Raw genomic sequence first — 26,257 nt, 5'->3', positions numbered from 1 at the left:
CCGCCCTGCGGCACGCGGCAACGACCGAACGGCGGCCCGCATGGCCCAAGCACGTACTGCGCGCAGGCCATCCGGGGGCGCCGGCACGCCCCCGTTCGCTCAGCGGGGCGCGTCGCCCTTGCGGTACTCGGCGGTGAGCGCGTCGAGCTTCTGCTTGAGCGCCGGGTCGAGCACGTAGCTGGCGGCGGCCACGGTGGCGTCGAGCTGCTCGGGGCGGCTGGCGCCCAGCAGCGGCGCGGTGATCAGCGGGTTGGCCATGACCCACGCCACGGCCAGCGTGGCCAGCGGCACGCCGGCTTCGTCGGCCAGCGCGTGCAGCTGGGTGACGGTGTCGAAGCTGCGGTCGTTCCAATAGCGGTCTTGGTACATGCCGCCGGCGGTGCCGAGGGTGAAGCGGGTGTTCTCCTCGGGCTTGGCACCGGGCTTGTACTTGCCGGTGAGCAGGCCGCCGGCCAGCGGGTTGTAGGGAATCACGCCCAGGCCCTCTTCCGCCGCGAGCGGCAGCAGCTCGCGCTCGATCTCGCGGAACAGCAGGCTGTAGCGCGGCTGCACCGACACGAAGCGCGTGAACCGGTGCAGCTCGGCCTTGCCCAGCGCACGGGCCAGGCGGTAGGCCAGGAAGTTCGACACGCCGATGTAGCGCGCGCGGCCCGACTTGACGATGACGTCGAGCGCCTCAAGGCTTTCTTCGAGCGGGGTCTCGCGGTCGTCCATGTGCAGCTGGTACAGGTCGACGTGGTCGGTCTTCAGGCGCTTGAGCGAGAGGTCGATGGCGTCGAGCAGGTGCTTGCGCGAGGCGCCCTGGTCCCAGGGGTTGGGGCCGACCTTGTTGACGGCCTTGGTGGCGACCACGAAGCGGCGGCGGCCCGCGGGGCCCTGCTTGTCGAGCCAGTTGCCGATGATCTCTTCGGTGCGGCCGGTGGTCTCGATGGTGCCGCCCAGCGGGTACACGTCGGCGGTGTCGAGGAAGTTGATGCCGGCGTCGGCGGCCTTGTCCAGGATCTGGTGCGACACGGCCTCGTCGGTCTGCAGGCCGAAGGTCATGGTGCCCAGGGCCAGGCGGGACACGGTGAGGCCGGTACGGCCCAGGCGGGTGGTGGGGATGCTCATGCAGGCTCGCTCCGAGAAGGTGAGAGAGGGAGGGAAAGAGGCGGCGGCCATCATAGGCACGGCCGCGCTTTCCTGCAGGCGCTGGAGATTCAGGTGGATTCGAGGTGCACGCCGGGCGCGCCGCGTTCGACCGAGAAGCGGGCCATGGCCGCGACGGCAGAGTCGGCGTTCTTCTCGTCGTCGACCGCGCGGAACTCGACGGCGCAGCCGCGCGCATCGAGCGTCATGAGGCCGTAGCCGCGCTTGTCGGCGCGGCCGTAGCGCAGGTGTTCGTTCTTCGCGCGCATGTGGGCCACGCTGGCGGCGCTGGGCCCTTCGGAGGTGACGGCGCCGCCGACGAACTCGGTCGCGACGACGGGGCCCTGCGGCTCGCGGCGCAGGTCGGCGGCCCAGAAGGCGTGCACGTCGCCGCCGAGCACCAGCGCATCGCCACCGCGCGACGGGTTCGCGGCCAGCGCGTCGAGCAGGCGCGTGCGCGCGGCGGCGTAGCCGTCCCAGCCGTCCATCCAGTAGCCGTGGCCGGGGCCGCGCTGGCGGTCGGCTTCGGCGAGCAAGGTCGGTTGGGCGATGACAGTCCAGCGCGCTGGCGGCGTGGCGAGTTCGTTGGCGAGCCAGGCTTCCTGCTGCATGCCGAGCAGGCTGCGCTCGGGGGCCAGCCGGTCGGCGCAGTCGACCAGCGGCTTGGTGCTGCGGCCCGGGAGGCAGGCGTGGTGCGAGCGGTACTGGCGGCCGTCGAGCAGCATCACGTCGAGCATGCGGCCGAAGCGATGGCGCCCGTAGATGGTCGCGCTCGCGCCGCGCGGGCGCATGGAGGCGGGCACGGGCATGTGCTCGTACCAGGCCTGGTAGGCGGCGGCGCGGATCGCCAGGAACTGCGCCGGGTCGGGCGTGCGCGGCGAGACGTCGTCGGTGTAGTCGTTCGCGACCTCGTGGTCGTCCCAGGTCACGAGCCAGGGAAAGGCGGCGTGCGCAGCCTGCAGGTGCGGGTCGGTCTTGTAGAGCGCGTAGCGGTTGCGAAACCCGGCCAGGTCGGTGGGAATGCCACCCTCGTGGCGGCGCACGTTGTGCGAGCCGCGCGTGCTTTCGTAGATGTAGTCGCCCAGGTGCACGACGAAGTCGAGCGGCTGCGCGGCCATGTCGCGGTAGGCGGCGTAGTAGCCCTCCTCGTACTGCTGGCACGAGGCGAAAGCGAAGCGCAGCGGCTGCACGGCGGCGTCATCGTCGGCCGGCGCGGTGCGCGTGCGGCCGACGGGGCTGCGCACGCCAGCGGCGGTGAAGCGGTACCAGTAAGGGCGGCCGGGGCGCAGGCCCTGTACTTCGACGTGCACCGAGTGCGCGAGGTCGGCTTCCGCGCTGGCCATGCCCTTGGTCACGATGCGGCGAAAGCGCTCGTCCTCGGCCACCTCCCATTGCACGGCGACCGTCGCCTCGCCCATGCCACCGCCCTGCAGCGGATCGGGCGCGAGCCGCGTCCACAGCACCATGCCGTCCGGCCGCGGCGCGCCCGAGGCGACGCCGAGCGTGAACGGGTCACGCGTGGCCGAGGGCTGGGCGCGCAGGTGCAGGAAGGGATGGCCGAGCGCGGCGGCGGCGAGGCCGGTGTGCAGCAGGCGTCGGCGGGTGAACAACGGAGTGGTCATCGGGCGTCTTTCTTGGTGCGTCGCTCGGCGATCTCGAGGTCGATCGATGCCTGCAGGCGCGCTTGCCGGTCGAGCTCCCTCTGCTGGGTGTCGACGCTCGTGTACTCGCGGTCGATCAACGCCTGCAGGCGCGCCAGCTGCGTGAGATCCATCTCGCGGGTGTTGGCGCTCGCGTGCTCGAAGTCGATCGACGCCTGCGGGCGCACTGGCCGCTCGGGCTCTTTCGAATGGGTGTCGACGCCCCTCGTGCGCAGGTCTTCGCTCGACTGCGAAGAAGTACCGCCGGAGGGGCCCACCCAGATCGCCACTGCGATTCCGAGAAGAAGCAGCGCGATCATGAATTCCCCGACGACGTGGTTCAGGTCGTCCTTGACGATCGGCTTGAGCGTGCCGTCCAACCGATCTTGCGGAGGCAGCAGGACCGCGACCTTCTTGCCCACGGGGCGTGGATCGAACTTGCCGCCGCTGCGTGCGTACAAGACAGCCCGTCGGCCGTCGGGCCGGACGTAGTCGACCCGGACCTCTGTGTTGCCGGCGCCGGTGACGACACCCTCGACCTTGTCGTAAGAAGAAAGAATGACCGCGGCATCAAGCGCCGACAGCAGCGCGACACACAGCATGGCGACGCCCATCGCCGCGAGGCACACCGCCACAAACACTCGAAGGATCTGCATGGACTCCAGCCGTCAGGAACGTGCCTGATTCTGGCGCCCTTCTCTTACAGCACCGCCACTGCAGAACGGCGTCTCAGCCCGCCGACCCTTCGCAAGCCACAGCCACCGGCCGCCGCGCATCCGCAAGCGCGCTCGCGACCGCCCAGGCGAAGATCCCCACGCCCGCCAGCGCCAGCAGCGCGCCGACCCAGCCGGTCGAGGTCCAGCCCAGGCCGGCCGCAATGGCGACGCCACCGAGCCAGGCGCCGAGGGCGTTGGCCATGTTGAAGGCCGAGTGGTTGAGCGCGGCGGCGAGCGTTTGCGCGTCGCCGGCCACGTCCATCAGGCGGATCTGCAGGGCCGGGCCGATGGCGACGGTGGTGCCGATCAGGAACACAGTGAAGGCCGCCGTCACGACGTGGTGCGCCGCGAAGGTGAAGCTGGCGAGCACGAGCGCCGCGTAGACGAGCACGCCGCCGATGGTGCGCATGAGCGACTTGTCGGCCAGCCGCGAGCCCACGAGGTTGCCGGTGACCATGCCCAGGCCGAACAGCGCGAGCACGAAGGGCACGCCGCCCAGCGGCAGGCCGGCCACCTCGATCAGCGTGGGCTTGATGTAGCTGAACACGGCGAACATGCCGCCGAAGCCGATGGCGCCGATGCCCAGCGTGAACCACACCTGCTTTCGCTTGAGCGCGCCGAGTTCGCGCCAGGGGCTGGCGCCGGCGGCGGGTGCGATGTCGGGCACGTCGCGGCGCAGCAGCACCACGGCAACCAGCGCGATGACGCCGACGAACACGAAGGCCGCGCGCCAGCCAAACAGCTGGCCCAGCCACGCCGCGATGGGCACGCCGACCAGCGTGGCGCCGGTGAGCCCCAGCATCACGAGGCCGACCGCGCGTGCGCGCCGCCCCGGTGGCGCGAGCGTGGCGGCCACGAGCGCGGCCACGCCGAAGTAGGTGCCGTGCGGCAGGCCAGTGGCAAAGCGCAGCAGGTTGAGCGACAGGTAGCCGGGCGCCATCGCGCTGGCGAAGTTGCCGGCCGCGAACACGGCCATCAGCGCGATCAGCAGTGCGCGTCGGCCCCAGCCGGCGGCCAGCACCGCGAGCACGGGCGCGCCGATGACCACGCCCAGCGCGTAGGCGCTGATGACGTGGCCGGCCTGCGGGATGGTGACGGCGATGTCCTTCGCGACCTCGGGCAGCAGGCCCATGATGACGAACTCGCCGGTGCCGATGGCAAAGCCGCCGACGCCGAGCGCGAGCACCGCGCGCAGGAACTGGGCGGACGAGACGGACGGTGCAATGGCGGTGGTTTCCGCGCCTTCGCGGGCGGACGGTGAGGCGTTCAAGGCCGGGCTCCTGGGGGGTGCCCGGCGGACGCGGGCAAGGCCCGATTCTAGGGTAAACCCTTAAATTGTGAAGATGCTCTCGTGCGGCGCGTCGGTACCGTCTTGCAATTCAGATGGCAACCAACTGCCTCACGCCCTGCGCTTCCATGTCCTTGCCCAGGCCGCGCGCAATGACTTCGCCGCGCTCCATCACGAGGTAGTCGTCGGCCAGCTCCTGCGCGAAGTCGTAGTACTGCTCGCACAGCACGATGGCCATGTCGCCGCGGTCGGCCAGCATGCGGATGACGCGGCCGATGTCCTTGATGATGCTGGGCTGGATGCCTTCGGTGGGCTCGTCGAGGATGAGCAGCTTGGGCTTGGGCGCGAGGGCGCGTGCGATGGCCAGCTGCTGTTGCTGCCCGCCTGACAGGTCCCCGCCTCTTCTGTTGATCATCTGCTTGAGCACGGGGAACAGCTCGAACAGCTCCGCAGGAATGGGCGTGCCGCCGCTCTTGTAGGCCAGGCCCATGCGCAGGTTCTCTTCCACCGTGAGCCGCGCGAAGATCTCGCGGCCCTGTGGCACGAAACCGATGCCGGCCCTGGCCCTGTCGTACGGCGTGGCCTTGTGGATCGGCTTGCCTTCGAGTTCGATGCTGCCGCTCTTGATGGGCACGAGGCCCATGAGCGACTTCAGCAGCGTGGTCTTGCCTACGCCGTTGCGGCCGAGCAATACCGTGACCTTGCCGAGCGTGGCCTCGAAGCTCACGTCTCGGAGGATGTGGGAGCCGCCGTAGTACTGGTGGATGTTCTTGACTGTCAGCATGGTGGGATGCTTTCCTTGGTCTTTATCGGGGGCGCCCGGTGCGCGGCACGGCGCGGTCGGCCCCAGTGTGCCGGCCCTTCGGGCTGCCCTGCGGTGCTCGCGTTTCGCGGGGTCTCGCAGAACTCGCTGCGCTCAAACAGCTGCGAGCCCTGATCCGCGAAACGCTGCGCTCCTCGGCGGCACAGAGGGGCCGCCCACGCCGCACCGCACACCGGGCGCTGGTCGTGGCGTTGATGCCGTCGGCTCTGGCCGCGGCGACAAGTTCACCGGCCAAGGTAGACCTCGATCACGCGTTCGTCGGCCTGCACTTCGTCGAGCGTTCCCTGCGCGAGCACGGAGCCATCGCACAGCACGGTCACGATCTCGGAGATGGTGCGGATGAAGCTCATGTCGTGCTCCACCACCATCAGCGAATGCTTGCCCTTGAGCGTGAGGAACAGCTCGGCGGTGCGCGCGGTTTCCTCGTCGGTCATGCCGGCCACGGGCTCGTCGAGCAGCAGCAGCTTCGGGTCCTGCATCAGCAGCATGCCGATTTCGAGCCACTGCTTCTGGCCGTGGCTCAGGTTGCCGGCCAGGCGCGAGACGCTGTCGGCCAGGTGAATGGTCTCCAGCACCTCGGCCAGGCGGTCGCTCTGCGCCGAGTCGAGCCTGAACAGCATCGAGGCGCGCACGCCCTTGTCGGTCTTGAGCGCGAGCTCGAGGTTCTCGAACACGGTGAGGTGCTCGAACACCGTCGGCTTCTGGAACTTGCGGCCGATGCCCAGCTGCGCGATGTCGGCCTCGCGGTGGCGCAGGAGGTCGATGGTGCTGCCGAAGAACACGGTGCCCGAATCGGGCCGGGTCTTGCCGGTGATGATGTCCATCATCGTGGTCTTGCCCGCGCCGTTGGGGCCGATGATGCAGCGCAGCTCGCCCGGGGCGATGTCGAGCGAAAGCTTGTTGATGGCCTTGAAGCCGTCGAAGCTCACGCTCACGTCTTCCAGGTACAGGATGCGGCCGTGGGTGATGTCGACCTCGCCCGGCGTGGCGATGCGGCTGAAGCCTGCGGTGCGGCCGCCCGATTCGGTCTGGCCCGTGGCCGCGTGCAGGCCGGCTGCGCGTGCGGCGCGCTCGGCGCCGGCTTCCATCAGGTCGGGCGTCATGCGCGGGCTCCCTTCACATCGGCGACCAGGGGCGCCTGCGCCGTCGCTTCGGGCTCCGCGTGCGAGGCGGTGGGCTCGCGCCGCGCTTCCTTCGCGGCCGGTGCTGCGGCCTTCTGTGTCTTCTCGCGCGAGAGCCACTTGCGCACCAACCCCACGATGCCGTTCGGCAGGAACAGCGTGACAGCAATGAACAAGGCGCCCAGGAAGTACAGCCAGTACTCGGGGTAGGCCACGGTGAGCCAGCTCTTGGCCCCGTTGACGATGAAGGCACCAAGGATCGGCCCGATCAGCGTGGCGCGCCCACCGACTGCGGCCCACACCGCGATCTCGATGGAGTTGGCCGCGCTCATCTCGCCCGGGTTGATGATGCCGACCTGCGGCACGTACAGCGCGCCGGCCACGCCGCACATCACGGCGGAGATGACCCAGATCGTGAGCTTGTACGGCAGTGGGTTGTAGCCCGAGAACATCACGCGCGTCTCGGCATCGCGAATGGCCTGCAGCACGCGGCCGAACTTGCTGCCGATGAGCCACTTGGCGAACAGGAAGAAGCCCAGCAACGTGAGGCCGGTGAGCGCGAAGAGCGTCATGCGCATCTCTTGCGTGGCGATCGGGATGTTCAGGATGCGCTTGAAGTCGGTGAAGCCGTTGTTGCCGCCGAAGCCCGTCTCGTTGCGGAAGAACAGCAGCATGGCCGCGAAGGTCATGGCCTGCGTGATGATCGAGAAGTACACACCTTTGATGCGCGAGCGGAAGGCAAAGAAGCCGAACACGAAGGCGATGAGGCCGGGCACCGCCACGATGAGCAGCAAGGTCATGCCGAAGCTGCCGCTGAAGGTCCAGTGCCAGGGTAGTTCCTTCCAGTCGAGGAACACCATGAAGTCGGGCAGGTCGCTCTTGTAGTTGCCGTCGCGGCCGATCTGGCGCATGAGGTACATGCCCATCATGTAGCCGCCGAGCGCGAAGAACAGGCCGTGGCCCAGCGAGAGGATGCCGGTGTAGCCCCAGATCAGGTCCATGGCCAGCGCGCAGATGGCGTAGCACATGATCTTGCCGACGAGCGCCACGGCGTAGTCGCTCATGTGCAGCGGGCTGTCGACCGGCACCCAGATGTTGAGCACCGGCGCCACCGCGCACACCACGATCAGCGCGACGAAGAAGGCCGTCCAGCCCTTGCCGCTCAAGAGCGGCCCCTTGGTGGGAAGTGCAACCTTGCTCATGCTTCTGCGCTCCGGCCCTTCATGGCGAAGATGCCCTGAGGTCTCTTTTGAATGAAGATGATGATGAAGACAAGCACCGCGATCTTCGCGAGCACCGCGCCCGCCCAGCCTTCGATGAACTTGTTGAGAATGCCCAGCCCCAGCGCCGCATACACGGTGCCCGCGAGCTGGCCGACGCCGCCCATCACGACCACCATGAAGCTGTCGACGATGTAGCTCTGTCCCAGGTCGGGGCCGACGTTGCCGATCTGGCTCAGCGCGCAGCCCGCCAGGCCCGCGATGCCGGAACCGAGCGCGAAGGCGTAGGTGTCGATGCGCGCGGTGTTCACGCCCATGCACGAGGCGATCGGCCGGTTCTGCGTGACGCCGCGCACGAACAGGCCCAGGCGTGTCTTGCCGATGAGCCAGCCCATCGCGAGCAGCACGAGCGCCGCGAAGACGATGATGCAGATGCGGTTCCACGGCAGCGTGACGTTGCTGAGCATGGTGAAGCCGCCGCTCATCCAGCCAGGGTTCTCGACACCGACGTTCTGCGCGCCGAAGAGCGATCGCACCAGCTGCTGCAGCATCAGGCTGATGCCCCAGGTGGCCAGCAGTGTCTCGAGCGGCCGGCCGTAGAGGAAGCGGATCACGCCGCGTTCGAGCACCGCGCCCACGAGCGCCGAGGCGAGGAAGGACACGGGAATCGCGGCCACCAGGTACCAGCCGAAGGCTGCCTCGGGCATGTACTTCTGGAAGATGCCCTGCATCACGTAGGTGGCATAGGCGCCGATCATCATCAGCTCGCCGTGCGCCATGTTGATGACGCCCATGAGGCCGTAGGTGATGGCCAGGCCCAGCGCGGCCAGCAGCAGCACCGAGCCCAGGCTGATGCCACTGAACACGGCGTTGATGCGATCGCCCCAGACCAGCGCGCCGTCGATGTTCGCGATCGATGCGGTGATGGCCGCCTTCACGTCGGCTTCGGTCTCGTCGGCCAGGCGCTGGTTGAGCAGCAGCTTGGTGTCGGGGCTGCGGTTGTTGCCCAGCTCCTTGGCCGCGGCCAGGCGCTTGGCCTTGTCGGCGCTGGTGAGCATGCTGGCGGCGCGCACCAGTTCGAGTTGCGCCTTGATCTTCGGATTCGTCTCGGCGGCCAGCGCCTTCTCGACCATCGGGAGGCGCGACTCGTCAGGCTCCTTGAAGAGCGCCTGCGCGGCTTCGGCACGCACCGCGTCGTCGGTGCTCGTGAGCTTGAGCGCGGCCTGCGCGGCATCGAGCGCGCCGCGCATGAGATTGTTGTTGACGACGTCTTCGGCGGTGTCGGGCACCTTCAGCTCGGCGCCCGTCACGGGGTCGAAACCCTTGTCGTCCTTCATCACGAAGACCTTGTCTTCGGTGTACTTCACGGCGTCGTCGGCCATGGCCTGGATGAAGGCGGCGGTCTTGTCGTCGGCGGTGAGGACGGCCTTGTTGAGCACGGCGATGCGGGCTTCGGACTCGCCGGAGGCGATGGCCTTGGCTTCGTCGGCGGTCAGCGCATGGACGGGCGCTGCTGCCAGCAGCAACAGCGCCGTCGTGCAGGAACAAATTGAGCGCAGTAATGGATGCACAGCGTTTCTCTCATTCGGGAACACCGAGGAACCGGCTTTGCCGGCCCTCAGGTGTTGCCCCCGGTCGGGGGAAGGCGAAGCGACACGAAGTGCGCACAGCCTGGGAGCGAGCCCCAGTTACATCGACTTGCCAGCGGGGTAATCCGGCTTCTTGTCGTTGCCTTCGATGTACGGGCTCCACGGCTTGGCCTTGACCGGGCCCGGCGTCTTCCACACCACGCTGAACTGGCCGTCGGCCTTGATCTCGCCGATGAACACGCTCTTGTGCAGGTGATGGTTCTTCTCGTCCATCTTGGAGACGATGCCCGACGGCGCGGTGAAGGTCTGGCCGGCCATGGCGGCGATCACCTTGTCGGTGTCGGTCGACTTGGCCTTCTCGACCGCCTGCTTCCACATGTGGATGCCGATCCAGGTGGCTTCCATCGGGTCGTTGGTGAGCGGCTTGTCCTTGTGGCCGGCGATGTTCTTGGCCTTGGCGTAGTCGCTCCACTGCTTGATGAACGCCGTGTTGGTCGGGTTCTTGATCGACATGAAGTAGTTCCATGCGGCGAGATGGCCGACCAGCGGCTTGGTGTCCACGCCGCGCAGTTCTTCCTCGCCCACCGAGAAGGCGACCACCGGCACGTCCTTGGCCTTCAGGCCCGCGTTGCCCAGTTCCTTGTAGAAGGGCACGTTGGAGTCGCCGTTGATGGTCGACACCACTGCCGTCTTGCCACCGGCCGAGAACTTCTTGATATCGGCGACGATGGTCTGGTAGTCGCTGTGGCCGAAGGGGGTGTACTTCTCGTCGATGTCCTTGTCGGCCACGCCCTTGCTCTTGAGGTAGGCGCGCAGGATCTTGTTGGTGGTGCGCGGGTACACGTAGTCGGTGCCCAGCAGCACCCAGCGCTTGGCGCCGCCGCCTTCCTTGCTCATGAGGTAGTCGACGGCCGGAATGGCTTGCTGGTTGGGCGCGGCGCCCGTGTAGAACACGTTCTTGGAGAGCTCTTCACCCTCGTACTGCACGGGGTAGAACAGCAGGCCGTTCATTTCCTCGACCACCGGCAGCACCGACTTGCGCGACACCGAGGTCCAGCAGCCGAAGATCACCGAGACCTTGTCCTGGCCGAGCAGCTGCTTGGTTTTTTCAGCGAACAGCGGCCAGTTGGAGGCCGGGTCGACCACCACGGGCTCCAGCTGCTTGCCCAGCACGCCGCCCTTCTTGTTGATGTCGTCGATGGCCATCAGCACCGTGTCCTTCAACACGGTTTCCGAGATGGCCATCGTGCCCGACAGCGAGTGCAGCACGCCGACCTTGATGGTGTCGGCTGCGAATGCAGGCGCAGCAGAAATGCTGGCCAGCGCGACGGCGGCGGTGAGCGCCTTGAGTGTGAAACGACGTTGCATGTGGACTCCTGCTCCGGGTGGGTTGAACCTTGTCGACAGCGCGGGGCTGGCGATGGAGAGGAGTCTGCGGAACGCACCACAAAGGGGAAATACGCCGGGTGGCGTACACGGAGGTACTCAGGCGGGTGGCGGGGCCGGGTACTTCACGGCGTTGGCGAGCATCTTTCGCTTCGCTGCCTCGACCGGATCGATGCCGAGCTTGTCGGCCAGCTGCAGCAGATAGAGCAGGACGTCCGCGATCTCGGTGCCGATCTGCGCGCGCTCGTCTGCGGGCAGCGCCCGGCTTTGCGCTTCGGTGAGCCATTGGAAATGTTCGAGCAGCTCGGCCGCTTCGACCGACAGCGCGGCGGCGAGGTTCTTGGGGGAGTGAAATTGCTCCCAGTCGCGGGCCTGTGCGAAGTCGCGCAAGGCCTGGGTCAGCGATTGCAGGTCATCGGCCATGGCATTCCTGTAGGGTTGGAGAAACCCATTTTGGGCATTAACATACCCAAAATGGGTAAATTGAAATCACCGGCACCGGTTGTCGAGAAGTTCGCCAGCCTGGCGGACGCCTTGTTCACGACCACGCAGCAACGCGTGCTGGGCTGTCTCTTCGGGCAGCCGGACCGGAGCTTCTTTTCCAGTGAATTGATCAAGCTTACCGGTGCGGGCTCGGGCGCAGTGCAGCGAGAACTCCAGCAGCTGACCGACAGCGGGCTGCTCACGACGTCGCGTGTCGGCAACCAGAAACACTACCGCGCGAACGCGGACGCACCGATCTTCGAGGAGCTGTGCAGCATCGTGCGCAAGACCTTCGGGCTCGCGGGCCCGTTGCGCGATGCACTGGCGCCCGTGGCCGACAAGATCGAAGCGGCCTTCGTCTTCGGCTCGGTGGCCAAGAAGAGTGACACCGCTGCCAGCGACATCGACCTGCTGCTGATCAGTGAAGAACTTGCCTATTCGGACCTCTTTCTCGCCCTCGACGCCGTCTCGGCGCGCCTCGGCCGTACAGTGAACCCGACCCTGTTCACGAGGAAAGAACTGATGCGAAAGCTCAAGGACGGCGAATCTTTCGTCACGCGCGTCATGGCACAGCCCAAGCTCTGGGTGATCGGCGACGCGCATGCCCTCCCCGCTTGACAACCTGTGCGGCCCGACGAAACCGCTGACGGCCGAAGCACCCGATGCGCGCGAATTCGCGGGCTTGCTTCGCTCCGGGCTGGCGCGCCTGGCCGATGCGCAGGTCACCCAGCTCTCGCTGGAAAGCCGCTTCGACCTGGCCTACAACGCGGCGCACGCCTTGTGCCTCGCGGCGCTGCGATGGCACGGCTATCGATCGGGCAACCGCTTCATCGTCTTCCAGGTGCTGCCACACACCCTGGCGCTGGGGCCGGAAGTCTGGCGCGTGCTGGCCAAGGGGCACGAGATTCGCAACCTCGGTGAATACGAAGGCGACATGAACATCGACGAACGCATCGTTCGCGACCTCATCGTCGCCTGTCAGCGCGTGGCCTCGGCACTGTCCGGTTTGCCCCCGCCTGCCGCCACCTGACGCTGTCGCACGCCTGTGCGATGCAGCACGGCCACCAGCAAGGCCGTGCCCATCAGGTAGAGCAGCGCGACGCCGAGCGCGCTCGCATGGCCTGCGGCGTCGGCGCCGTGCCCCAGTTGCCCATAGAACAGGATCCCGACCAACGCCACCCCCAGCGCATTGCCCGCCTGCTGCACCATCGACAACACGCCCGAGGCCACGCCCGCGTGCTGCGGCGGCAGGCCGGCCAGCACGGTGGACACCAGCGGCGCCATCACCATGCCGAGCCCCGCGCCCTGCACGAACAGCAGCGGCACCATCCACGCCACGACATGCGTGTGCCCCGGCCAGCCGGCCACGTTGGCGCACTGCAACGCATGCCCCGCCGCGAGCACGAGGGCGCCGAGCGCGATCGGTGGCGTGCCGCCGAAGCGGCGGGCGATGCGGGCGCCGGCCATCGAGGTCGCGAAGAAGCCCACGGCCAGCGCCGTGAAAACGATGCCCGAGTGGAGCGCACCCAGCCCCATCCCCTGCTGCAGGTACAGCGCGAGCACGAAGTAGAACGAGGCGTTGCCCGCATAGAAGGCCAGCGTGGTGAACAGCCCGGTCACGAAGCGGCGGTTGGCGAGCAGCACCGGCGCCACCAGCGGCGCACCGCCGCGTGCCGCGAGGCCGCGCTGCTGCCCGGCGAAGAGGCCCCACAGCGGCACGGCGGCGGTCAGGCACAGCCAGCTCCACAACGGCCAGCCCTGCTGGCGCCCTTCGACCAGCGGCAGCACCACGGCCACCGAACCGGCCGCGACCAGCGCCATGCCGGCGAGGTCGAGCCGGCTGTCGCCGCGGCCCTGCGCCAGCGGCGGCACCACGCGCGGCGCGAGCACCAGCGCCAACAGGCCGATGGGCACGTTGATGAGAAAGCAGCTGCGCCAGCCGAGCCCCGCGAGGTCGGCATGGATCAGCGCGCCACCCACCAGCTGCCCCAGCGTGGCCGCCAGGCCCAGCGTGAGGCCGTAGGCCGCGAAGGCGCGCGTCCGGTCTTCGCCCGCGTAGGCCAGGCCGATCATCGCGAGCACCTGCGGCTGCAGCAGCGCGCCGGCCAGGCCCTGCAGCAGGCGCGCGGCCACGAGCAGCCCGGCGTTCGGCGCCACGCCGCAGGCGGCCGAGGCGAGCGTGAACAGCAGCAGGCCGAGCATGAACATGCGGCGCCGGCCGAACAGGTCGCCCAGCCGCCCGCCCGTGACCAGGCCCGCGGCAGTGGCCAGGCCGTAGCCCGCCACCACCAGCTGCAGCGTGCCCGCGCTGGCCTGCAGGTCGTGCTGCATCGATGGCAGCGCGACGTTGACGATGAAGAAATCGAGCACCACCAGGAAGGTGCCGCTGAGCATGACCCACAGGCCCAGCGGGCCCGGTGCGGCGGACGTGATCGACGAGGCAGGAACGGCAGGGTTCGACGAGGGCATGGCCCCCACTGTCGGCACCGGCCGGCATCGCGGCAATGACCTGCGAGGTCATGCGCGCAGGGCGCCGCGCGTTCAGCGCTTGTCGAACTGCGCGGACGCAAAGGCCCAGGTCATGCGCGTGGCGTCGGGCCCGAGCGGGTCGCTGAACAGCTGCCCCCGCGACCCGCCGCTCCACGAGTGGCCGAGCCCCGCGATCTCGCACAGCGTGACCAGGGTGCGGCCCTGGCGCTTGAAGTCGGTCACGCGCATGGCGCGGCGCTGGCCGCGTTGCAGGTCGCGCGCCATGCCGGCGTGCGCGCCCACGGCGGTGGCCCAGACGGCCGCGCTGCTCATGGCATTGCTGGGCGCCACCACGGCGTCGGCGTCGCCGTGCAGCACCAGCATCGGCGGCAGCGTCGTGAAGACGGCCGCCGCGCCCATGGCCTTGCCGACCGCGGTGACGGGCATCGGCGGCACGTGCTGTCCGCGCATGGCGCCGAGCGCGGTGGCCGACGACTTCGCGGCGCCGGGCGCCACGCCCGAGTGCATGACCACGGCGCGAAAGCGGTTCGGGTAGCGCGTGGCCAGCAGCGCCGCCATGCTCGCGCCCGCCGACAGGCCGGCCACGGCCACGCGGTCGCGGTCGACGGGGTACAGCATGCAGGCCTGGTCGACGGCGGCCATCAGCGTGGCGGCCTCGGCGTCGGCCTTGCCGGAGCGGCGCTCGTACCAGTTCCAGCAGCCCTGCGGATGGGCGATGCGGTCCTGCTCGGGGTAGAGCACGAGAAAGCGCTGGCGCACCGCGAGCGCATTCATGCGCGTGCTGGCCGCGAAGTCGCGACCGGTCTGGCCGCAGCCGTGCAGCATGACCATGAGCGGCAGCTTCTCGCCGGGCTGCAGCACCAGGTCGGCCGGACGGAACAGGTGATAGCCGCGCGCCCCGCCCGCGCCCATCGCCATGCCGCTGATCCAGTCGCCCTTGCCGGGCGGCGGCTTGAGCCGCTTGGCGGTCGCGCGTTGCACCTGGCCGGCCACGCGCTTGCCGTTGCTCAGCGTGAGCTTGGTGAGCGCCTTCAGGTTGCGCTCATAGGCGCGGGCGAAGAAAGAAGCGGTGGAGCGACGGGCCATGGCGCAGTGTGCAGGCAAAGCGCCGGGCGGCCAAACGGCCGCGAAGCCTTCAGTAGATTTCCGGGACGATCATGCTGGCGGGCACCGGCTGGCGCAGGTAGTCGTCATGCCGCTCGCGCGCCGGCAGCTCGACCGGCGCATGCGCCACCTCCTGGTAGGGCAACTGGCCCAGCAGATGGCTGATGCAGTTCAGGCGCGCCTTCTTCTTGTCGACGGCCTGCACCACCCACCACGGCGCCTCGGGGATGTGGGTGCGCTCCAGCATGATCTCTTTCGCCTTGGTGTATTCCTCCCAGCGGCGGCGGCTCTCGAGGTCCATGGGGCTGAGCTTCCACTGCTTGAGCGGGTCGTGGATGCGGCCCAGGAAGCGCATGTGCTGCTCGTCGTCGGTGATGGAGAACCAGTACTTGATGACCTTGATGCCCGAGCGCACGAGCATCTTCTCGAACTCGGGAACGGTGCGGAAGAACTCCTCGTACTCGTCGTCGCTGCAAAAGCCCATCACGCGCTCGACGCCGGCGCGGTTGTACCAGCTGCGGTCGAACAGCACCATCTCGCCGGCCGCCGGCAGGTGCGCCACGTAGCGCTGGAAGTACCACTGCGTGCGTTCACGGTCGTTGGGCGCGGGCAGCGCGGCCACGCGGGCCACGCGCGGATTCAGGCGCTGGGTGATGCGCTTGATGACACCGCCCTTGCCTGCCGCGTCGCGGCCTTCGAAAAGAATGACCACCTTCTGCTTGCTGTGCTGCACCCAGTCCTGCAGCTTGACCAGTTCGCCCTGCAGGCGAAAGAGTTCCTTGAAATAGGCCTGGCGCGCCGCCTTGTCGGACGCGGAAGACGCGGCCGAGCCGGGGTCGAGCCCGTCGAGGTTGCGGTCTTCGATCTCCAGTTCGAGTTCTTCGTCGTAGCTGTCGATCAGGTCGCGGGCGATGCGTTGCATCAGGTCTTCGTGGTCGGGAAGTGCGCTCGTCAGCATGATGAAAGGGGGCAAGAGTGGCGGGTAGACAAAAAGCATGCTGCACCCGCCGCATGACGGCGGCGTGACGGTTTTGCGGCTGTTTTCTGTAAGCCGACACGCCGTTGTCACATGGCACGAACACCATCCGGGGCACGCTGGCAGCCCGCCAAACGGGCGTCTGCCTGTTCACATGTCTTTTCTGACCACGCACCTTGTCGGTATTTCATGACCTCGCCGCGCAGTCCTATGGCGGCGACGAAGCCGGGCTGATCTGCGGCTACCTGTTCGACGCCGCGGCGCCGGAACCCGCGCGGGCGATCGATTCGGCGCAGGCCGCCGCGTGGCTGGCGGACGCCGGCCAGCTCGGCGACAGCAACGCCTACGTGTGGCTGCACTTCAACCTGAGCCATGCGCACGCCGAACGCTGGCTGACGCGGCACGCGGCGCTGTCGGACACCTTCTACGAGACGCTGCACGAAGGCCTGCCCTCCACGCGCATCGAGCGCGCCGACGACTCGCTGATCGCGGTCATCAACGACGTGCACTTCGAGTTCAGCTTCGAGCCCTCGGACATTTCGACCCTGTGGATCAGCGTCGGCCCGCGCCTGGTGGTCACGGCGCGCACCAAGCCGCTGCGTTCGGTCGACGCGCTGCGCACGGCCGTGAAGGCGGGCGAGGCACCGCGCTCGAGCACCGAGCTGCTCGAGCACCTGCTGCGCGCGCAGGCCGACGTGCTGGTGAAGATCGTGCGCGGCGTCACCTCGCGCATCGACCGCATCGAGGACGAGCTGCTGGCCGGGCGTCTGGACCACAAGCGCGCACGGCTGGGCGTGCTGCGCCGGCTGCTGGTGCGGCTGCAGCGGCTGCTGGCGCCCGAGCCGGCCGCGCTGTTCCGCCTGCTGCAGGGCCCGCCGGCCTGGATGGCCGAGCCCGACGTGCAGGAGCTGCGCGGCTCGACCGAGGAGTTCTCGGTGGTGCTGCGCGACATGCAGGCGCTGCAGGAGCGCATCAAGCTGCTGCAGGAAGAAATCGCCGCCAACGTCAACGAGGACAACAACCGCAGCCTGTTCGTGCTGACGGTGGTCACGGTGCTGGCGCTGCCGATCAACATCCTGGCCGGCCTGTTCGGCATGAACGTGGGCGGCATCCCGCTGGCGGAGCACAGGCACGGGTTCTGGATCGTGGTGGCGATCGTCGCCAGCTTCACCGCCGTGGCCGCCTGGACGGCCTTTCGCAAGAAGCGCTGAGGCGCCACAGCGCCCGCCCGCCCGGTCAGTCCGACGGCAGCGGCGCGGCGGCCGCGTCCTGCATGCATTGCAGGAAGACGCGCGTGGGCGTGTTCATCGCCTCGCTGCGCAGGCGGAAGGCGCACATGGGGCCGCGCAGCAGTTCGCCCGGCATGGCGATGCGGCGCACGAGCCCGCGCCGCTCGAAGTCTTCGGCGTAGTGGTTGGCGGTGGCCCACAGCAGGCCCGAGCTGCGCACGAGGTGCAGCGCGAGCGGGGCCGAGTCGGCCTGGATGTCGGCCGGATGCGGCCCGCCCGGGCGGCGGTGCACCGACAGCATGCGGTCCAGCTTGGGCCGCAGCGGCGTGCGGTGCGGCGGCAGCACCCAGCGCTCGTTGGCGGCCTCGGCCCAGGTCGGCGCGCGCTTGAGCGCCAGCCGGTGCCGCGGCGCCGCCACGATGCTGCTGAACTCCTCGTACAGCGGCGTGACCTCGACGCGGTTGAGGTCGACCGTCCACTCCGCGTGCGCGAGCATGAGGTCGATGCGACCGTCCTGCAGCGCGCCGTGCAGGTCCTCGATCTCCAGCGTCTGCACCATCGGGCGCACGTGGGGCACCATCTGCGAGGCCTGCAGCAGCGCGGCCGCGAGCCGCTGCGCCGAGAACACGGGCAGCACGCCCAGGCGCAGCTCGCCGCTCACGCCCACGCGCAGGTCGCGCAGCGACTCCTCGGCCAGCATCAGCTCGCCCAGCACGCGGTCGGCGTGCCGGACCATGCTCAGTCCCGCCGCCGTGGGCGCGATGCGCTTGGTGGTGCGCTCGAACAGGCGCACCTGCAGCGTGGCCTCGAGCTGGGCCAACGTGCGCGACAGCGCGGGCTGGGTGGTGTTGAGCAGCTCGGCCGACTTGCTCAGGCTGAGCGTGCGGCCCAGTTGGCTGAGCAGCCGCAGCTGGCGCAGCGTGAGGTTTCGTTCCAGGAAGGAGGCCATGGCCATTTATATCGGCAACGGTATGAGTACGCTCGGATTTCTCATTTGTCGCCCTCCCCCGGCCTGCCCAGAATCCGCCCACCGCCCTGGCACCCCGGAGACCCGCGATGACCGAACCGACGAAGCGATCCCTTTGCGCCGCCCTCATGGCCGCCGCCCTGCTGGCCGGCCTGCTGCCCGCCGGCGCCGCGGCCCAGGCGTACCCGTCCAGGCCCGTGCGCCTGATCGTGCCGTGGGCGCCCGGCACGCCGGCGGACGTGGCGGGCCGCGTGGTGGCCGAGCGCATGGCGGGCGGGCTGGGCCAGACCGTGTTCGTCGAGAACCGGCCGGGCGCGGCCGGCACCGTGGGCCTGGGCGAGGTGCTGCGCCAGCCGGCCGACGGCTACACGGTCTACATGCTGTCGTCGGCCTCGCTGGTGGCGCCGCTGCTGTTCCCGGGCCAGTCGCTCGACCTGCTCAAGAGCCTGGAACCGGTCGGCATGACGGCCTGGAGCTACAACGTGCTGGTGGCGCCCGCCGCCTCGGCGCTGAGCTCGCCGCGCGAGCTGGAGGCCGCGGCCAAGGCCCGGCCGGGCACGCTGAGCTTCGGCTCCGGCGGCAACGGCACGCCGGCGCACCTGGCCGGCGCGCTGTTCGCCCAGCAGACCGGCAGCCAGCTCACGCACGTGCCGTACAACCAGTTCCCGATGGCGGTGGGCGACCTGCTGGCCGGGCGCCTGGACACCATGTTCCTGACCGCGTCGGCGGCGCTGCCCCACATCCAGGCCGGCAAGCTGCGCGCCCTGGCGGTGACCGGCGCGCAACGCCTGCCGGCCCTGCCCGCCGTGCCCACGATGATCGAGCAGGGCTACGCGGGCTTCGAGCTGCGCTCCTTCGACGGCATGACGGTGCGCAGCGGCACGCCGCGCGAGATCGTCGAGCGGCTCAGTGATGCGCTCGCCAAGGCGCTGGCCGCGCCCGAGGTGCGCGAGCGCCTGGCCACGCTGGCGCTCGAGCCGGAGCCGATGACGCCGGCGCGCTTTCGCACCGTGCTGGCGGCCGAGTCGGACAAGTGGCTGCGCCTGGGCCGCGGCGCCGGCATCAAGGCCGACTGAGCGCTCGCGATGCAGGCAGACATCGTGATCGTCGGCGGCGGCTCGGCGGGCTGCGTGCTGGCCGCCCGCCTGAGCGAAGACCCCGCGCTGCAGGTGGTGCTGGTCGAGGCGGGACAGCCCTCGCACAACCCGTGGCTGCGCATTCCCATCGGCTACTTCAAGACGGTCGGCCACCCCCGGCACGACTGGCGCTTCGAAACCGACCCCGAGCCCGACATGGCGCAGCGCCGCCTGCCCTGGCCGCGCGGGCGGGGGCCGGGCGGCTCCAGCCTCATCAACGGCATGCTGTACCTGCGCGGGCACCGCGCCGACTACGACCAATGGGCCGCCCTGGGCAACCCGGGCTGGGACTGGGACAGCGTGCGCCCCTACTTCGACCGGTCGCAGCCCGCGGCCGACGGGCCGCTGTGGGTGTCCGCGCTGCCACGCGATGCGTTGTCGGATGCCTTCATCGCCGCGGCGGCGCATGCCGGCATCGCGCCCACGGCCGACTTCAACGGCGGCGACAACAGCGGCGCCGGCTACTTCCGGATGACGACGCGCCACGGCCGGCGCATGGACACCGGGCGGGCCTTCCTGGCGCCGGCGCGGGGCCGGCCCAACCTGCGCGTGCTGTCGGGCGCGCAGGCGACCCGCGTGTGCTTCGAGGGGCGGCGCGCCGTCGGCGTGGACTGCGTGCGCGACGGCAAGGTCGAACGCGTCTCGGCGCGGCACGAGGTGATCCTCAGCGCCGGCGCCATCCAGTCGCCGCAGCTGCTGCAGCTCTCGGGCGTGGGGCCGGCCGGGCTGCTGGGCCGCCTGGGCCTGCCGGTGGTGGCGCCGCTCGAGGGCGTGGGGCGCAACCTGCAGGACCACCTGCAGGTGCGGCCCAGCTACCGCTGCCACGGCATCGAGACGCTCAACGACATCGCCCACAGCCGCTGGCGCAGCGCGCGCGAGTTCATGCGCTACCTGCTGACGCGCGGCGGCGCGCTGAACGGCGGCGTCTACCGCGCCGGCGCCTTCTTTGCGGCGGGCGACGAGGCCGCGGGGTGGCCCGATGCACAGATCCACTTCGGGCTGGTGAGCTTCGAGCGGCCGCACCAGCCGCCGCACCCCTTCCCGGGCGTGACGCTGTCGGCCTGCCTGCTGCGCCCGCACAGCCGCGGCGAGATCATGCTGCGCTCGGCCGATCCGCTGGCGGCGCCGTCGATCCAGCCGCGCTACCTGTCGCACGAAGCCGACCGCGCGCTGGCCGTGCGGCTGGTGCGCAAGATGCGCGAGATCGCCGCCGCGCCGCCGCTGGCGCGCTACCTGGCGCAGGAGCACGAGCCCGGGCCCGCGCTGGCCAGCGACGCGCAGCTGCTGGACTGGGTTCGCCGCCGCGGCGGCAGCATCTTCCACCCTGTGGGTACCTGCGCCATGGGCCCCGCCGGCGACACCGCCGCGGTGGTCGATGCCCGCCTGCGGGTCCATGGGCTGCAGGGGCTTCGCGTGGTGGACGGCTCGGTGATGCCACGGCTGGTGTCGGGCAACACGAACGCGCCGATCATCATGATCGCCGAGCGCGCCGCCGACCTCGTCAGGCACGGCCTGCGCGCCTGAGCGGCCACGGGCCGCCCCGCGGGACGGCACGCGCCAAGCCGCTTGGGCGATGAGGTTAATGCTATTTATCTAGTAGCAGACGGAAGCATCCACACGCCGGTGTCGGCCGGCGAGAGCGCCTAGAATCGGCCGGTGTCTTCTACTCTCAATGCCGATCTTCACTGCCACTCCGTGGTCTCCGACGGCACATTGACGCCCGAAGCGCTGGCCGCCCGCGCCGCCGCCAACGGGGTCGAGCTCTGGGCCCTCACCGACCACGACGAAGTCGGCGGCCAGCACCGCGCCGCCGCGGCCGCGCGCGAAAACGGCATGCGCTACCTCACCGGCACCGAGATCTCGGTGACCTTCGCGAACGAAACCGTGCACATCGTCGGCCTGGGCTTCGACCCCGACGACGCCGCCATGTCGCAGGGCCTGTACGACACGCGCGGCGGGCGCGGCAAGCGCGCGCAGGAAATGTCCGAGGGGCTGGCCAAGGTCGGCATCCACGGCGCCTACGAAGGCGCGCTCAAGTTCGTCGGCAACCCCGAACTGATTTCGCGCACGCACTTCGCGCGCTTCCTGGTCGAGCAGGGCCACTGCCGCGACACCCCCGAGGTGTTCCGCAAGTTCCTCACCGAAGGCAAGCCCGGCTACGTGCCGCACCGCTGGGCCTCGCTGAAGGACGCCGTGCACTGGATCACCGCCGCCAAGGGCATGGCCGTGATCGCGCACCCGGGCCGCTACAAGTTCACGGCCAACGAGGAGTACGCGCTGTTCCTCGAATTCAAGGCGCACGGCGGCCAGGCGATCGAGGTCGTCACGGGCAGCCACACGCCGGCCGAGTTCGTCGAGTACGCCGACAAGGCGCTCGAGTTCGATTTCGCCGCCTCGCGCGGCAGCGATTTCCACAGCCCCGACGAGAGCCACTGCGATCTCGGCAAGCTGCCACCGTTGCCCGGCAGCCTCACGCCGGTGTGGGAACTGCTCGGCCACCGCATCCAGCAGTGAGCCAGAGCCCCGGGCCCGGCATCGACAGCGCGGCCACCGCCGCGCTCGCCCAGGCACGCGCCGCAGCGCAAACCCGCCGCCGCACCGAATCCGAACGCATCCTGGCAGGCATCGGGCTGGTCATCCTGGCGGTGGCCTGCTTCGCCACGCTCGACACCGCCACCAAGTATTCGACGCTCGCCGTGCCGATCCTCATGGGCGTGTGGTTCCGCTATGCCTTCCAGGCCGTGGCCACCACGCTGGTGCTCTTGCCGCTGCGCGGCACGGCCCTGCTGCGCACGCAGCACCCGCGCTACCAGGCGCTGCGCGGGGCGCTGCTGCTGGGCTCGAGCCTCTTTGCCTTTTTGAGCCTGCGCTACATGCCGCTGGCCGAGTTCACGTCGATCGTGCTGATCGCGCCGCTGGTGATCACGCTGCTGGCCGCCACCACGCTCAAGGAGCAGGTGTCGCCGCTGCGCTGGGCGCTGGTGGCCGGCGGCTTCATCGGCACGCTGGTCATCCTGCGCCCGGGCGGCGGCAGCTTCAGCTGGGCCGTGCTGCTGCCGCTGGGGCTGGTGCTGACCAACGCCTGGTTCCAGGTGCTCACCAGCAAGCTCGCGCAGACCGAGAACCCGCTGACCATGCACTTCTACACCGGCTGGGTCGGCACGCTGCTGGCCTCGGTGGCCGTGCCCTTCGCCTGGACCGCCCTGCCCTCGTGGGAATGGTGGGCGCTGCTGTGCCTCATGGGTTTCATGGGCACGGTGGGACACTTCATGCTGATCCTGGCCTACCAGCGCGCGCCGGCCTCCACCCTCACCCCGTACCTGTACGCGCAGATCGCCTTCGCGATGCTGGGCGGCTGGCTCATCTTTTCCCACGTGCCCGACCGCTTCTCGCTGATCGGCATGGCGATGATCGCCGTGTGCGGCGCCGCCGGCGCGTGGCTCACCGTGCGCGAGCGGCGCGTGCCGATCGAACCGGCGGAATCCTGATCAGGAGCAATTCACCATGGCCCAGTACTTCGAAGTCCATCCCGAGAACCCCCAGCAGCGCCTGCTGAAGCAGGCCGTGGCACTGCTCGCGCGCGGCGAGGTCGTGGCCGTGCCCACCGACTCCAGCTACGCGCTGGCCTGCCACCTGGACGACAAGGACGCGGTCGACCAGCTGCGCCGCATCCGCCAGGTCGACGACAAGCACCACCTCACGCTGCTGTGCCGCGACCTGAGCGAGCTGGCCAACTACGCGCGTGTCGACAACAAGCAGTACCGCCTGCTCAAGGCCGCCACGCCCGGGCCCTACACCTTCCTGCTCGAAGCCACCAAGGAAGTACCGCGCCGCGTGAGCCATCCGCAACGCAAGACCATCGGCCTGCGCGTGCCCGACCACAAGGTGCTGCTGGAGCTGCTGGAGCTGCACGGCGCGCCGCTGCTGGCCACCACCCTCATCGCCCCCGGCGAGACCGAGGCGCTGAACGACGCGCAGGAAATCCGCGAGCGCTTCGAGAAGCAGATCGGCGCCGTCATCGACGCCGGCGCCTGCCCGTCGCAGCCGACCACCGTGGTCGACCTCACGCCCATGGGCACGGGCGACGACCCGGTCGTGGTGCGCCAGGGCCGCGGTGCGCTCGCGGTGCTTGGCCTCTGACGAACGGCTCGGCCGCCTCTTTCCTCTCTGACACAATCGCGCAGTGGATATTTCCAATCTGATACAGACGGTCCTGATTTACGCACTGCCGGTGATCTTCGCGATCACCGTGCACGAAGCGGCGCATGGCTACGTGGCGCGCCACTTCGGGGACAACACCGCCGCCATGATGGGCCGCGTGACGCTCAACCCCATGAAGCACATCGACCCCATCGGGACCATCCTGATGCCGCTGATGCTGTACTTCGCGACCTCGGGCGCCTTCCTGTTCGGCTATGCCAAGCCGGTGCCGGTCAACTTCAACCGCCTGCGCCATCCCAAGCGCGACATGGTGTGGGTCGCGCTCGCGGGCCCGGCCTCCAACTTCATCCAGGCCATCCTGTGGGCCGTGCTGCTCATCGTGATCGTCGCGGCCGGCGTCAGTGAAACCTTTTTCATCAAGATGTGCCAGGGCGGCGTGCTGGTCAACCTCGTGATGTGGGCCTTCAACCTGTTCCCGCTGCCCCCGCTCGACGGCGGCCGCGTGCTGGCCGGCCTGCTGCCCAGCGGCCCGGCGCAGAATTTCCTGGCGCGCATCGAGCCCTACGGCTTCTTCATCGTGATGGCGCTGGTGCTCGCCGGCATCGTCAGCAACTACTGGCTGCGCCCGCTGATGGATGCCGGCTACTTCGTGGTCAACCTGCTCATCACGCCGCTCAAGGCAATGCTGCTCTAAGTTTCTCCTTCCGTCACATGGCTTCGTCTTCTCCAGCTCCCCTGCGCGTCCTGACCGGCATCACGCCGTCGGGCACGCCCCACCTCGGCAACTACGTCGGCTCCATCCGCCACTCGGTGCGCCAGAGCGTCGCGGCCGGCGTCGAGAGCTACTTCTTCCTGGCCGACTACCACGCGCTCATCAAGGTACAGGAGCCGGCGCTCATCCAGCGCTCCACGCTCGAGATCGCGGCCAGCTGGCTGGCCTGCGGGCTCGATCCCGAACGCGTCACCTTCTATCGCCAGTCGGACATCGCCGAGATCACCGAGCTCACCTGGTTCCTGACCTGCGTCACCGGCAAGGGCGTGCTCAACCGCGCGCATGCCTACAAGGCCCAGCTCGACAAGAACATCGCCAAGGGCGAGGAGCCCGACGCCGATGTGACGGCGGGCCTGTTCATGTACCCCGTGCTGATGGGCGCCGACATCCTGATGTTCAACGCCCACAAGGTGCCCGTGGGCCGCGACCAGGTGCAGCACATCGAGATGGCGCGCGACATGGCGCAGCGCTTCAACCACCAGTACGGCGAGCACTTCACGCTGCCCGACGCCGAGATCGACGATGCGGTCGCCACCTTGCCCGGCCTCGACGGCCGCAAGATGAGCAAGAGCTACAACAACACGATCCCGCTGTTCGCGCCGCGCGCGCAGCTGCAAAAGCAGATCGCCAGCATCGTCACCGACTCGCGCGCGCCCGGCGAGCCCAAGGACACCGAGGGCTCGGCCCTGTTCCAGATCTACCAGGCGTTTGCCAGCGCCGAAGAAACCGAAGCACTGCGCAAGGCGTACGCCGACGGCATCGCCTGGGGCGACGCCAAGCAGGTGCTGTTCGAGCGCATCGACCGCGAAGTGGCGCCGCTGCGCGCGCGCTACGAGGCGCTCATGAACGACCCGGCCGAGATCGAGCGCATCCTGCTGCTGGGCGCCGAGAAGGCGCGCAAGCTGTCGCGCCCCTTCATGACCTCGCTGCGCCACGCGGTCGGCCTGCGCAACCTCGCGGCGGGCCGCGACGGCGCCGATGCCAAGGCCGCCAAAGTGGCAAAGCCCAGCTTCAAGCAATACCGCGAGAAGGCCGACGGCCTGTTCTATTTCAAGCTGCTCGATGCGCGCGGCGAAACCCTTTTGCAAAGCCGTGGATTCGCGTCACCGCAGGAAGCCGGCCGTACCATCGCCGACTTGCAGGCGCAACGCGGCGCGGCGCTCACGGCATTGGCCGCGCAGCTCGAACCGGTCGACGTGCAACAGGCTCGCGCCGCCACCGAGGCGCTGGAGGCACTGGCGGAGGCAACGTCCACCACCCAGGGACATTGATCCGGCAACAACCCGCGGGCCATCCGCCGGCGGGTGTGACAAGAGAGAAGACGGTGCGATCACAAAGGAAGAAAACATGAGCATTTATGTCATCGACGACCACCCCCTGATGCGCGACGCGATCGTGATGGTCCTGCGTCGCCTGCGCCCCGCCGAGAACATCGTCGAGCTCGAGCGGCTCGACAAGCTCGCCAGTTCGGTCCAGCAGCGTGGCGCGCCCACTCTCTTCTGCCTGGACCTGAAGCTGCCGGACACCAATGGCGTCTCGGGCGTGATCGCGGTCAAGCAGGTCTATCCGAACGTGCCGATCGCCGTGTATTCGGCAGCCCCGGCCGCCGACATGGAAGACGCCTGCATCGAGGCCGGCGCCGACACCTACATCGAGAAGTCGGCCAGCTCCAACGAACTGGCAGCCGCCCTGCGCGGCCTGCTGATGGCCGGGTCGGAAGACGACACCGAGGAGATGCCGGCCGCCAACAGCGGCAAGCTCTCCAAGCGCCAGACCCAGCTGATCGCCATGCTCGACAAGGGCATGAGCAACCGCGACATCGCCACCGACCTGGAGATCAGCGAACACACGGTGAAGGTGCACCTGTGGCGCCTGTTCCGCCGTCTGGGCGTGAAGAGCCGTACGCAGGCCTTGCACTATGCAAGAACGAATGGGCTGCTGTCGGGCTGAGCCTGAACCAGAGCTGGCTTGATCAGGAACCGCGCCTCGTGCGCGGTTTTTTCATGGAGGCGCCCCCTGCAGGCGCCT

General features: G+C 69.1%; 25 protein-coding genes. 11 read left to right on the top strand and 14 right to left on the bottom strand.

Going from position 1 to position 26,257, the window contains the following annotated elements; translation table 11 throughout:
• Positions 1 to 99: 99 nt before the first annotated feature.
• The 10 genes from AC07YS_RS06075 to AC07YS_RS06030 form a co-directional block, all read right to left on the bottom strand.
• Positions 100 to 1,110: an aldo/keto reductase gene (locus tag AC07YS_RS06075; RefSeq protein WP_095946666.1), complete on the bottom strand. Its 1,011-nt coding sequence runs from the start codon at positions 1,108 to 1,110 to the stop codon at positions 100 to 102.
• Between the two features lie 89 nt (positions 1,111 to 1,199).
• A complete protein-coding gene (locus AC07YS_RS06070; protein ID WP_495267288.1) occupies positions 1,200 to 2,750 on the bottom strand; it encodes an alkaline phosphatase D family protein in 1,551 nt (516 codons plus the stop codon).
• Positions 2,747 to 3,424: a hypothetical protein gene (locus AC07YS_RS06065; RefSeq protein ID WP_495267289.1), complete on the bottom strand. Its 678-nt coding sequence runs from the start codon at positions 3,422 to 3,424 to the stop codon at positions 2,747 to 2,749. Before AC07YS_RS06065 ends, AC07YS_RS06070 begins: the two co-directional genes overlap by 4 nt.
• Before the next feature lie 73 nt (positions 3,425 to 3,497).
• On the bottom strand, positions 3,498 to 4,754 hold the full coding sequence (locus AC07YS_RS06060) for an MFS transporter (RefSeq protein ID WP_495267290.1): 1,257 nt from the start codon (positions 4,752 to 4,754) through the stop codon (positions 3,498 to 3,500).
• Positions 4,755 to 4,863: 109 nt separating this feature from the next.
• The gene (urtE, locus tag AC07YS_RS06055) at positions 4,864 to 5,556 is read right to left on the bottom strand and encodes an urea ABC transporter ATP-binding subunit UrtE (RefSeq protein ID WP_062472198.1); all 693 of its coding nucleotides are present in this window, start codon (positions 5,554 to 5,556) and stop codon (positions 4,864 to 4,866) included.
• Positions 5,557 to 5,819: 263 nt separating this feature from the next.
• The gene (gene urtD / locus AC07YS_RS06050; protein ID WP_095744117.1) at positions 5,820 to 6,698 is read right to left on the bottom strand and encodes an urea ABC transporter ATP-binding protein UrtD; all 879 of its coding nucleotides are present in this window, start codon (positions 6,696 to 6,698) and stop codon (positions 5,820 to 5,822) included.
• The gene (gene urtC / locus AC07YS_RS06045) at positions 6,695 to 7,918 is read right to left on the bottom strand and encodes an urea ABC transporter permease subunit UrtC (protein WP_495267291.1); all 1,224 of its coding nucleotides are present in this window, start codon (positions 7,916 to 7,918) and stop codon (positions 6,695 to 6,697) included. Before urtC ends, urtD begins: the two co-directional genes overlap by 4 nt.
• Complete coding sequence (gene urtB / locus AC07YS_RS06040; RefSeq protein WP_495267292.1) at positions 7,915 to 9,462, bottom strand: urea ABC transporter permease subunit UrtB; 1,548 nt, start codon at positions 9,460 to 9,462, stop codon at positions 7,915 to 7,917. The genes urtC and urtB overlap by 4 nt, the downstream gene beginning before the upstream one ends.
• 162 nt (positions 9,463 to 9,624) lie before the next feature.
• Positions 9,625 to 10,893 (bottom strand): urea ABC transporter substrate-binding protein, encoded by a 1,269-nt coding sequence (gene urtA, locus AC07YS_RS06035; RefSeq protein ID WP_013543023.1) that lies wholly within the window; start codon positions 10,891 to 10,893, stop codon positions 9,625 to 9,627.
• A 117-nt stretch (positions 10,894 to 11,010) separates the two neighbouring features.
• Positions 11,011 to 11,334, bottom strand: a complete 324-nt coding sequence (locus tag AC07YS_RS06030; protein ID WP_495267293.1) for a nucleotide pyrophosphohydrolase — start codon at positions 11,332 to 11,334, stop codon at positions 11,011 to 11,013.
• Between AC07YS_RS06030 and AC07YS_RS06025 the strand changes: the two genes are divergently transcribed.
• Both AC07YS_RS06025 and AC07YS_RS06020 read left to right on the top strand, forming a co-directional pair.
• A complete protein-coding gene (locus AC07YS_RS06025) occupies positions 11,317 to 12,012 on the top strand; it encodes a nucleotidyltransferase domain-containing protein (RefSeq protein WP_495267294.1) in 696 nt (231 codons plus the stop codon). The genes AC07YS_RS06030 and AC07YS_RS06025 overlap by 18 nt on opposite strands.
• Entirely contained in the window at positions 11,996 to 12,424 is a 429-nt protein-coding gene (locus AC07YS_RS06020) for a hypothetical protein (RefSeq protein ID WP_495267295.1), read from the top strand. Before AC07YS_RS06025 ends, AC07YS_RS06020 begins: the two co-directional genes overlap by 17 nt.
• Here AC07YS_RS06020 and AC07YS_RS06015 read toward each other — a convergent pair.
• The 3 genes from AC07YS_RS06015 to ppk2 form a co-directional block, all read right to left on the bottom strand.
• A complete protein-coding gene (locus AC07YS_RS06015; protein WP_495267296.1) occupies positions 12,373 to 13,863 on the bottom strand; it encodes an MFS transporter in 1,491 nt (496 codons plus the stop codon). The genes AC07YS_RS06020 and AC07YS_RS06015 overlap by 52 nt on opposite strands.
• A 72-nt stretch (positions 13,864 to 13,935) precedes the next feature.
• Complete coding sequence (locus tag AC07YS_RS06010; RefSeq protein ID WP_070061595.1) at positions 13,936 to 14,970, bottom strand: extracellular catalytic domain type 1 short-chain-length polyhydroxyalkanoate depolymerase; 1,035 nt, start codon at positions 14,968 to 14,970, stop codon at positions 13,936 to 13,938.
• 49 nt (positions 14,971 to 15,019) lie between these two features.
• Positions 15,020 to 15,946: a polyphosphate kinase 2 gene (gene ppk2, locus AC07YS_RS06005; RefSeq protein WP_495267297.1), complete on the bottom strand. Its 927-nt coding sequence runs from the start codon at positions 15,944 to 15,946 to the stop codon at positions 15,020 to 15,022.
• A gap of 194 nt (positions 15,947 to 16,140) precedes the next feature.
• On the opposite strand from ppk2, the gene AC07YS_RS06000 reads away from it, so the two are divergent.
• On the top strand, positions 16,141 to 17,175 hold the full coding sequence (locus tag AC07YS_RS06000; protein ID WP_495267298.1) for a transporter: 1,035 nt from the start codon (positions 16,141 to 16,143) through the stop codon (positions 17,173 to 17,175).
• A gap of 25 nt (positions 17,176 to 17,200) precedes the next feature.
• Here AC07YS_RS06000 and AC07YS_RS05995 read toward each other — a convergent pair whose 3' ends face one another.
• Complete coding sequence (locus AC07YS_RS05995) at positions 17,201 to 18,142, bottom strand: LysR family transcriptional regulator (RefSeq protein WP_495267299.1); 942 nt, start codon at positions 18,140 to 18,142, stop codon at positions 17,201 to 17,203.
• Between the two features lie 107 nt (positions 18,143 to 18,249).
• Here AC07YS_RS05995 and AC07YS_RS05990 point away from each other — a divergent pair, with 107 nt between their 5' ends.
• The 8 genes from AC07YS_RS05990 (at position 18,250) to AC07YS_RS05955 (ending at position 26,179) form a co-directional block, all read left to right on the top strand.
• On the top strand, positions 18,250 to 19,236 hold the full coding sequence (locus tag AC07YS_RS05990) for a Bug family tripartite tricarboxylate transporter substrate binding protein (RefSeq protein ID WP_495267300.1): 987 nt from the start codon (positions 18,250 to 18,252) through the stop codon (positions 19,234 to 19,236).
• 9 nt (positions 19,237 to 19,245) lie between these two features.
• Positions 19,246 to 20,820 (top strand): GMC family oxidoreductase, encoded by a 1,575-nt coding sequence (locus tag AC07YS_RS05985; RefSeq protein WP_495267301.1) that lies wholly within the window; start codon positions 19,246 to 19,248, stop codon positions 20,818 to 20,820.
• 132 nt (positions 20,821 to 20,952) lie between these two features.
• A complete protein-coding gene (locus tag AC07YS_RS05980) occupies positions 20,953 to 21,810 on the top strand; it encodes a 3',5'-nucleoside bisphosphate phosphatase (RefSeq protein ID WP_062482136.1) in 858 nt (285 codons plus the stop codon).
• Positions 21,807 to 22,784, top strand: coding sequence for a DMT family transporter (locus tag AC07YS_RS05975; protein WP_369631791.1), 978 nt, complete (start codon positions 21,807 to 21,809; stop codon positions 22,782 to 22,784). The genes AC07YS_RS05980 and AC07YS_RS05975 overlap by 4 nt, the downstream gene beginning before the upstream one ends.
• Before the next feature lie 16 nt (positions 22,785 to 22,800).
• On the top strand, positions 22,801 to 23,436 hold the full coding sequence (locus AC07YS_RS05970) for an L-threonylcarbamoyladenylate synthase (RefSeq protein WP_095744107.1): 636 nt from the start codon (positions 22,801 to 22,803) through the stop codon (positions 23,434 to 23,436).
• A 43-nt stretch (positions 23,437 to 23,479) separates the two neighbouring features.
• Positions 23,480 to 24,151 (top strand): site-2 protease family protein, encoded by a 672-nt coding sequence (locus AC07YS_RS05965; RefSeq protein WP_062482125.1) that lies wholly within the window; start codon positions 23,480 to 23,482, stop codon positions 24,149 to 24,151.
• Between the two features lie 17 nt (positions 24,152 to 24,168).
• Positions 24,169 to 25,500, top strand: coding sequence for a tryptophan--tRNA ligase (locus AC07YS_RS05960; protein ID WP_495267302.1), 1,332 nt, complete (start codon positions 24,169 to 24,171; stop codon positions 25,498 to 25,500).
• Positions 25,501 to 25,576: 76 nt separating this feature from the next.
• Positions 25,577 to 26,179, top strand: a complete 603-nt coding sequence (locus tag AC07YS_RS05955) for a LuxR C-terminal-related transcriptional regulator (RefSeq protein WP_056578680.1) — start codon at positions 25,577 to 25,579, stop codon at positions 26,177 to 26,179.
• The last annotated feature ends 78 nt before the right edge of the window (positions 26,180 to 26,257 follow it).

The organism is Variovorax sp. GW458-11-26-14-LB1, assembly GCF_059423965.1.
Note: the sequence above shows the minus strand (reverse complement) of the source record. Positions and strands in the feature narration are given on the sequence as shown.

What these genes read in the sequence shown, in the direction of transcription:
- AC07YS_RS06075 (WP_095946666.1), bottom strand. Translation starts at nt 1,110, where the DNA reads ATGAGCATCCCCACCACCCGCCTGGGCCGTACCGGCCTCACCGTGTCC.
- AC07YS_RS06070 (WP_495267288.1), bottom strand. Translation starts at nt 2,750, where the DNA reads ATGACCACTCCGTTGTTCACCCGCCGACGCCTGCTGCACACCGGCCTC.
- AC07YS_RS06065 (WP_495267289.1), bottom strand. Translation starts at nt 3,424, where the DNA reads ATGCAGATCCTTCGAGTGTTTGTGGCGGTGTGCCTCGCGGCGATGGGC.
- urtE (WP_062472198.1), bottom strand. Translation starts at nt 5,556, where the DNA reads ATGCTGACAGTCAAGAACATCCACCAGTACTACGGCGGCTCCCACATC.
- urtD (WP_095744117.1), bottom strand. Translation starts at nt 6,698, where the DNA reads ATGACGCCCGACCTGATGGAAGCCGGCGCCGAGCGCGCCGCACGCGCA.
- urtC (WP_495267291.1), bottom strand. Translation starts at nt 7,918, where the DNA reads ATGAGCAAGGTTGCACTTCCCACCAAGGGGCCGCTCTTGAGCGGCAAG.
- urtA (WP_013543023.1), bottom strand. Translation starts at nt 10,893, where the DNA reads ATGCAACGTCGTTTCACACTCAAGGCGCTCACCGCCGCCGTCGCGCTG.
- AC07YS_RS06030 (WP_495267293.1), bottom strand. Translation starts at nt 11,334, where the DNA reads ATGGCCGATGACCTGCAATCGCTGACCCAGGCCTTGCGCGACTTCGCA.
- AC07YS_RS06020 (WP_495267295.1), top strand. Translation starts at nt 11,996, where the DNA reads ATGCCCTCCCCGCTTGACAACCTGTGCGGCCCGACGAAACCGCTGACG.
- AC07YS_RS06015 (WP_495267296.1), bottom strand. Translation starts at nt 13,863, where the DNA reads ATGCCCTCGTCGAACCCTGCCGTTCCTGCCTCGTCGATCACGTCCGCC.
- AC07YS_RS06010 (WP_070061595.1), bottom strand. Translation starts at nt 14,970, where the DNA reads ATGGCCCGTCGCTCCACCGCTTCTTTCTTCGCCCGCGCCTATGAGCGC.
- ppk2 (WP_495267297.1), bottom strand. Translation starts at nt 15,946, where the DNA reads ATGCTGACGAGCGCACTTCCCGACCACGAAGACCTGATGCAACGCATC.
- AC07YS_RS05995 (WP_495267299.1), bottom strand. Translation starts at nt 18,142, where the DNA reads ATGGCCTCCTTCCTGGAACGAAACCTCACGCTGCGCCAGCTGCGGCTG.
- AC07YS_RS05990 (WP_495267300.1), top strand. Translation starts at nt 18,250, where the DNA reads ATGACCGAACCGACGAAGCGATCCCTTTGCGCCGCCCTCATGGCCGCC.
- AC07YS_RS05985 (WP_495267301.1), top strand. Translation starts at nt 19,246, where the DNA reads ATGCAGGCAGACATCGTGATCGTCGGCGGCGGCTCGGCGGGCTGCGTG.
- AC07YS_RS05970 (WP_095744107.1), top strand. Translation starts at nt 22,801, where the DNA reads ATGGCCCAGTACTTCGAAGTCCATCCCGAGAACCCCCAGCAGCGCCTG.
- AC07YS_RS05960 (WP_495267302.1), top strand. Translation starts at nt 24,169, where the DNA reads ATGGCTTCGTCTTCTCCAGCTCCCCTGCGCGTCCTGACCGGCATCACG.
- AC07YS_RS05955 (WP_056578680.1), top strand. Translation starts at nt 25,577, where the DNA reads ATGAGCATTTATGTCATCGACGACCACCCCCTGATGCGCGACGCGATC.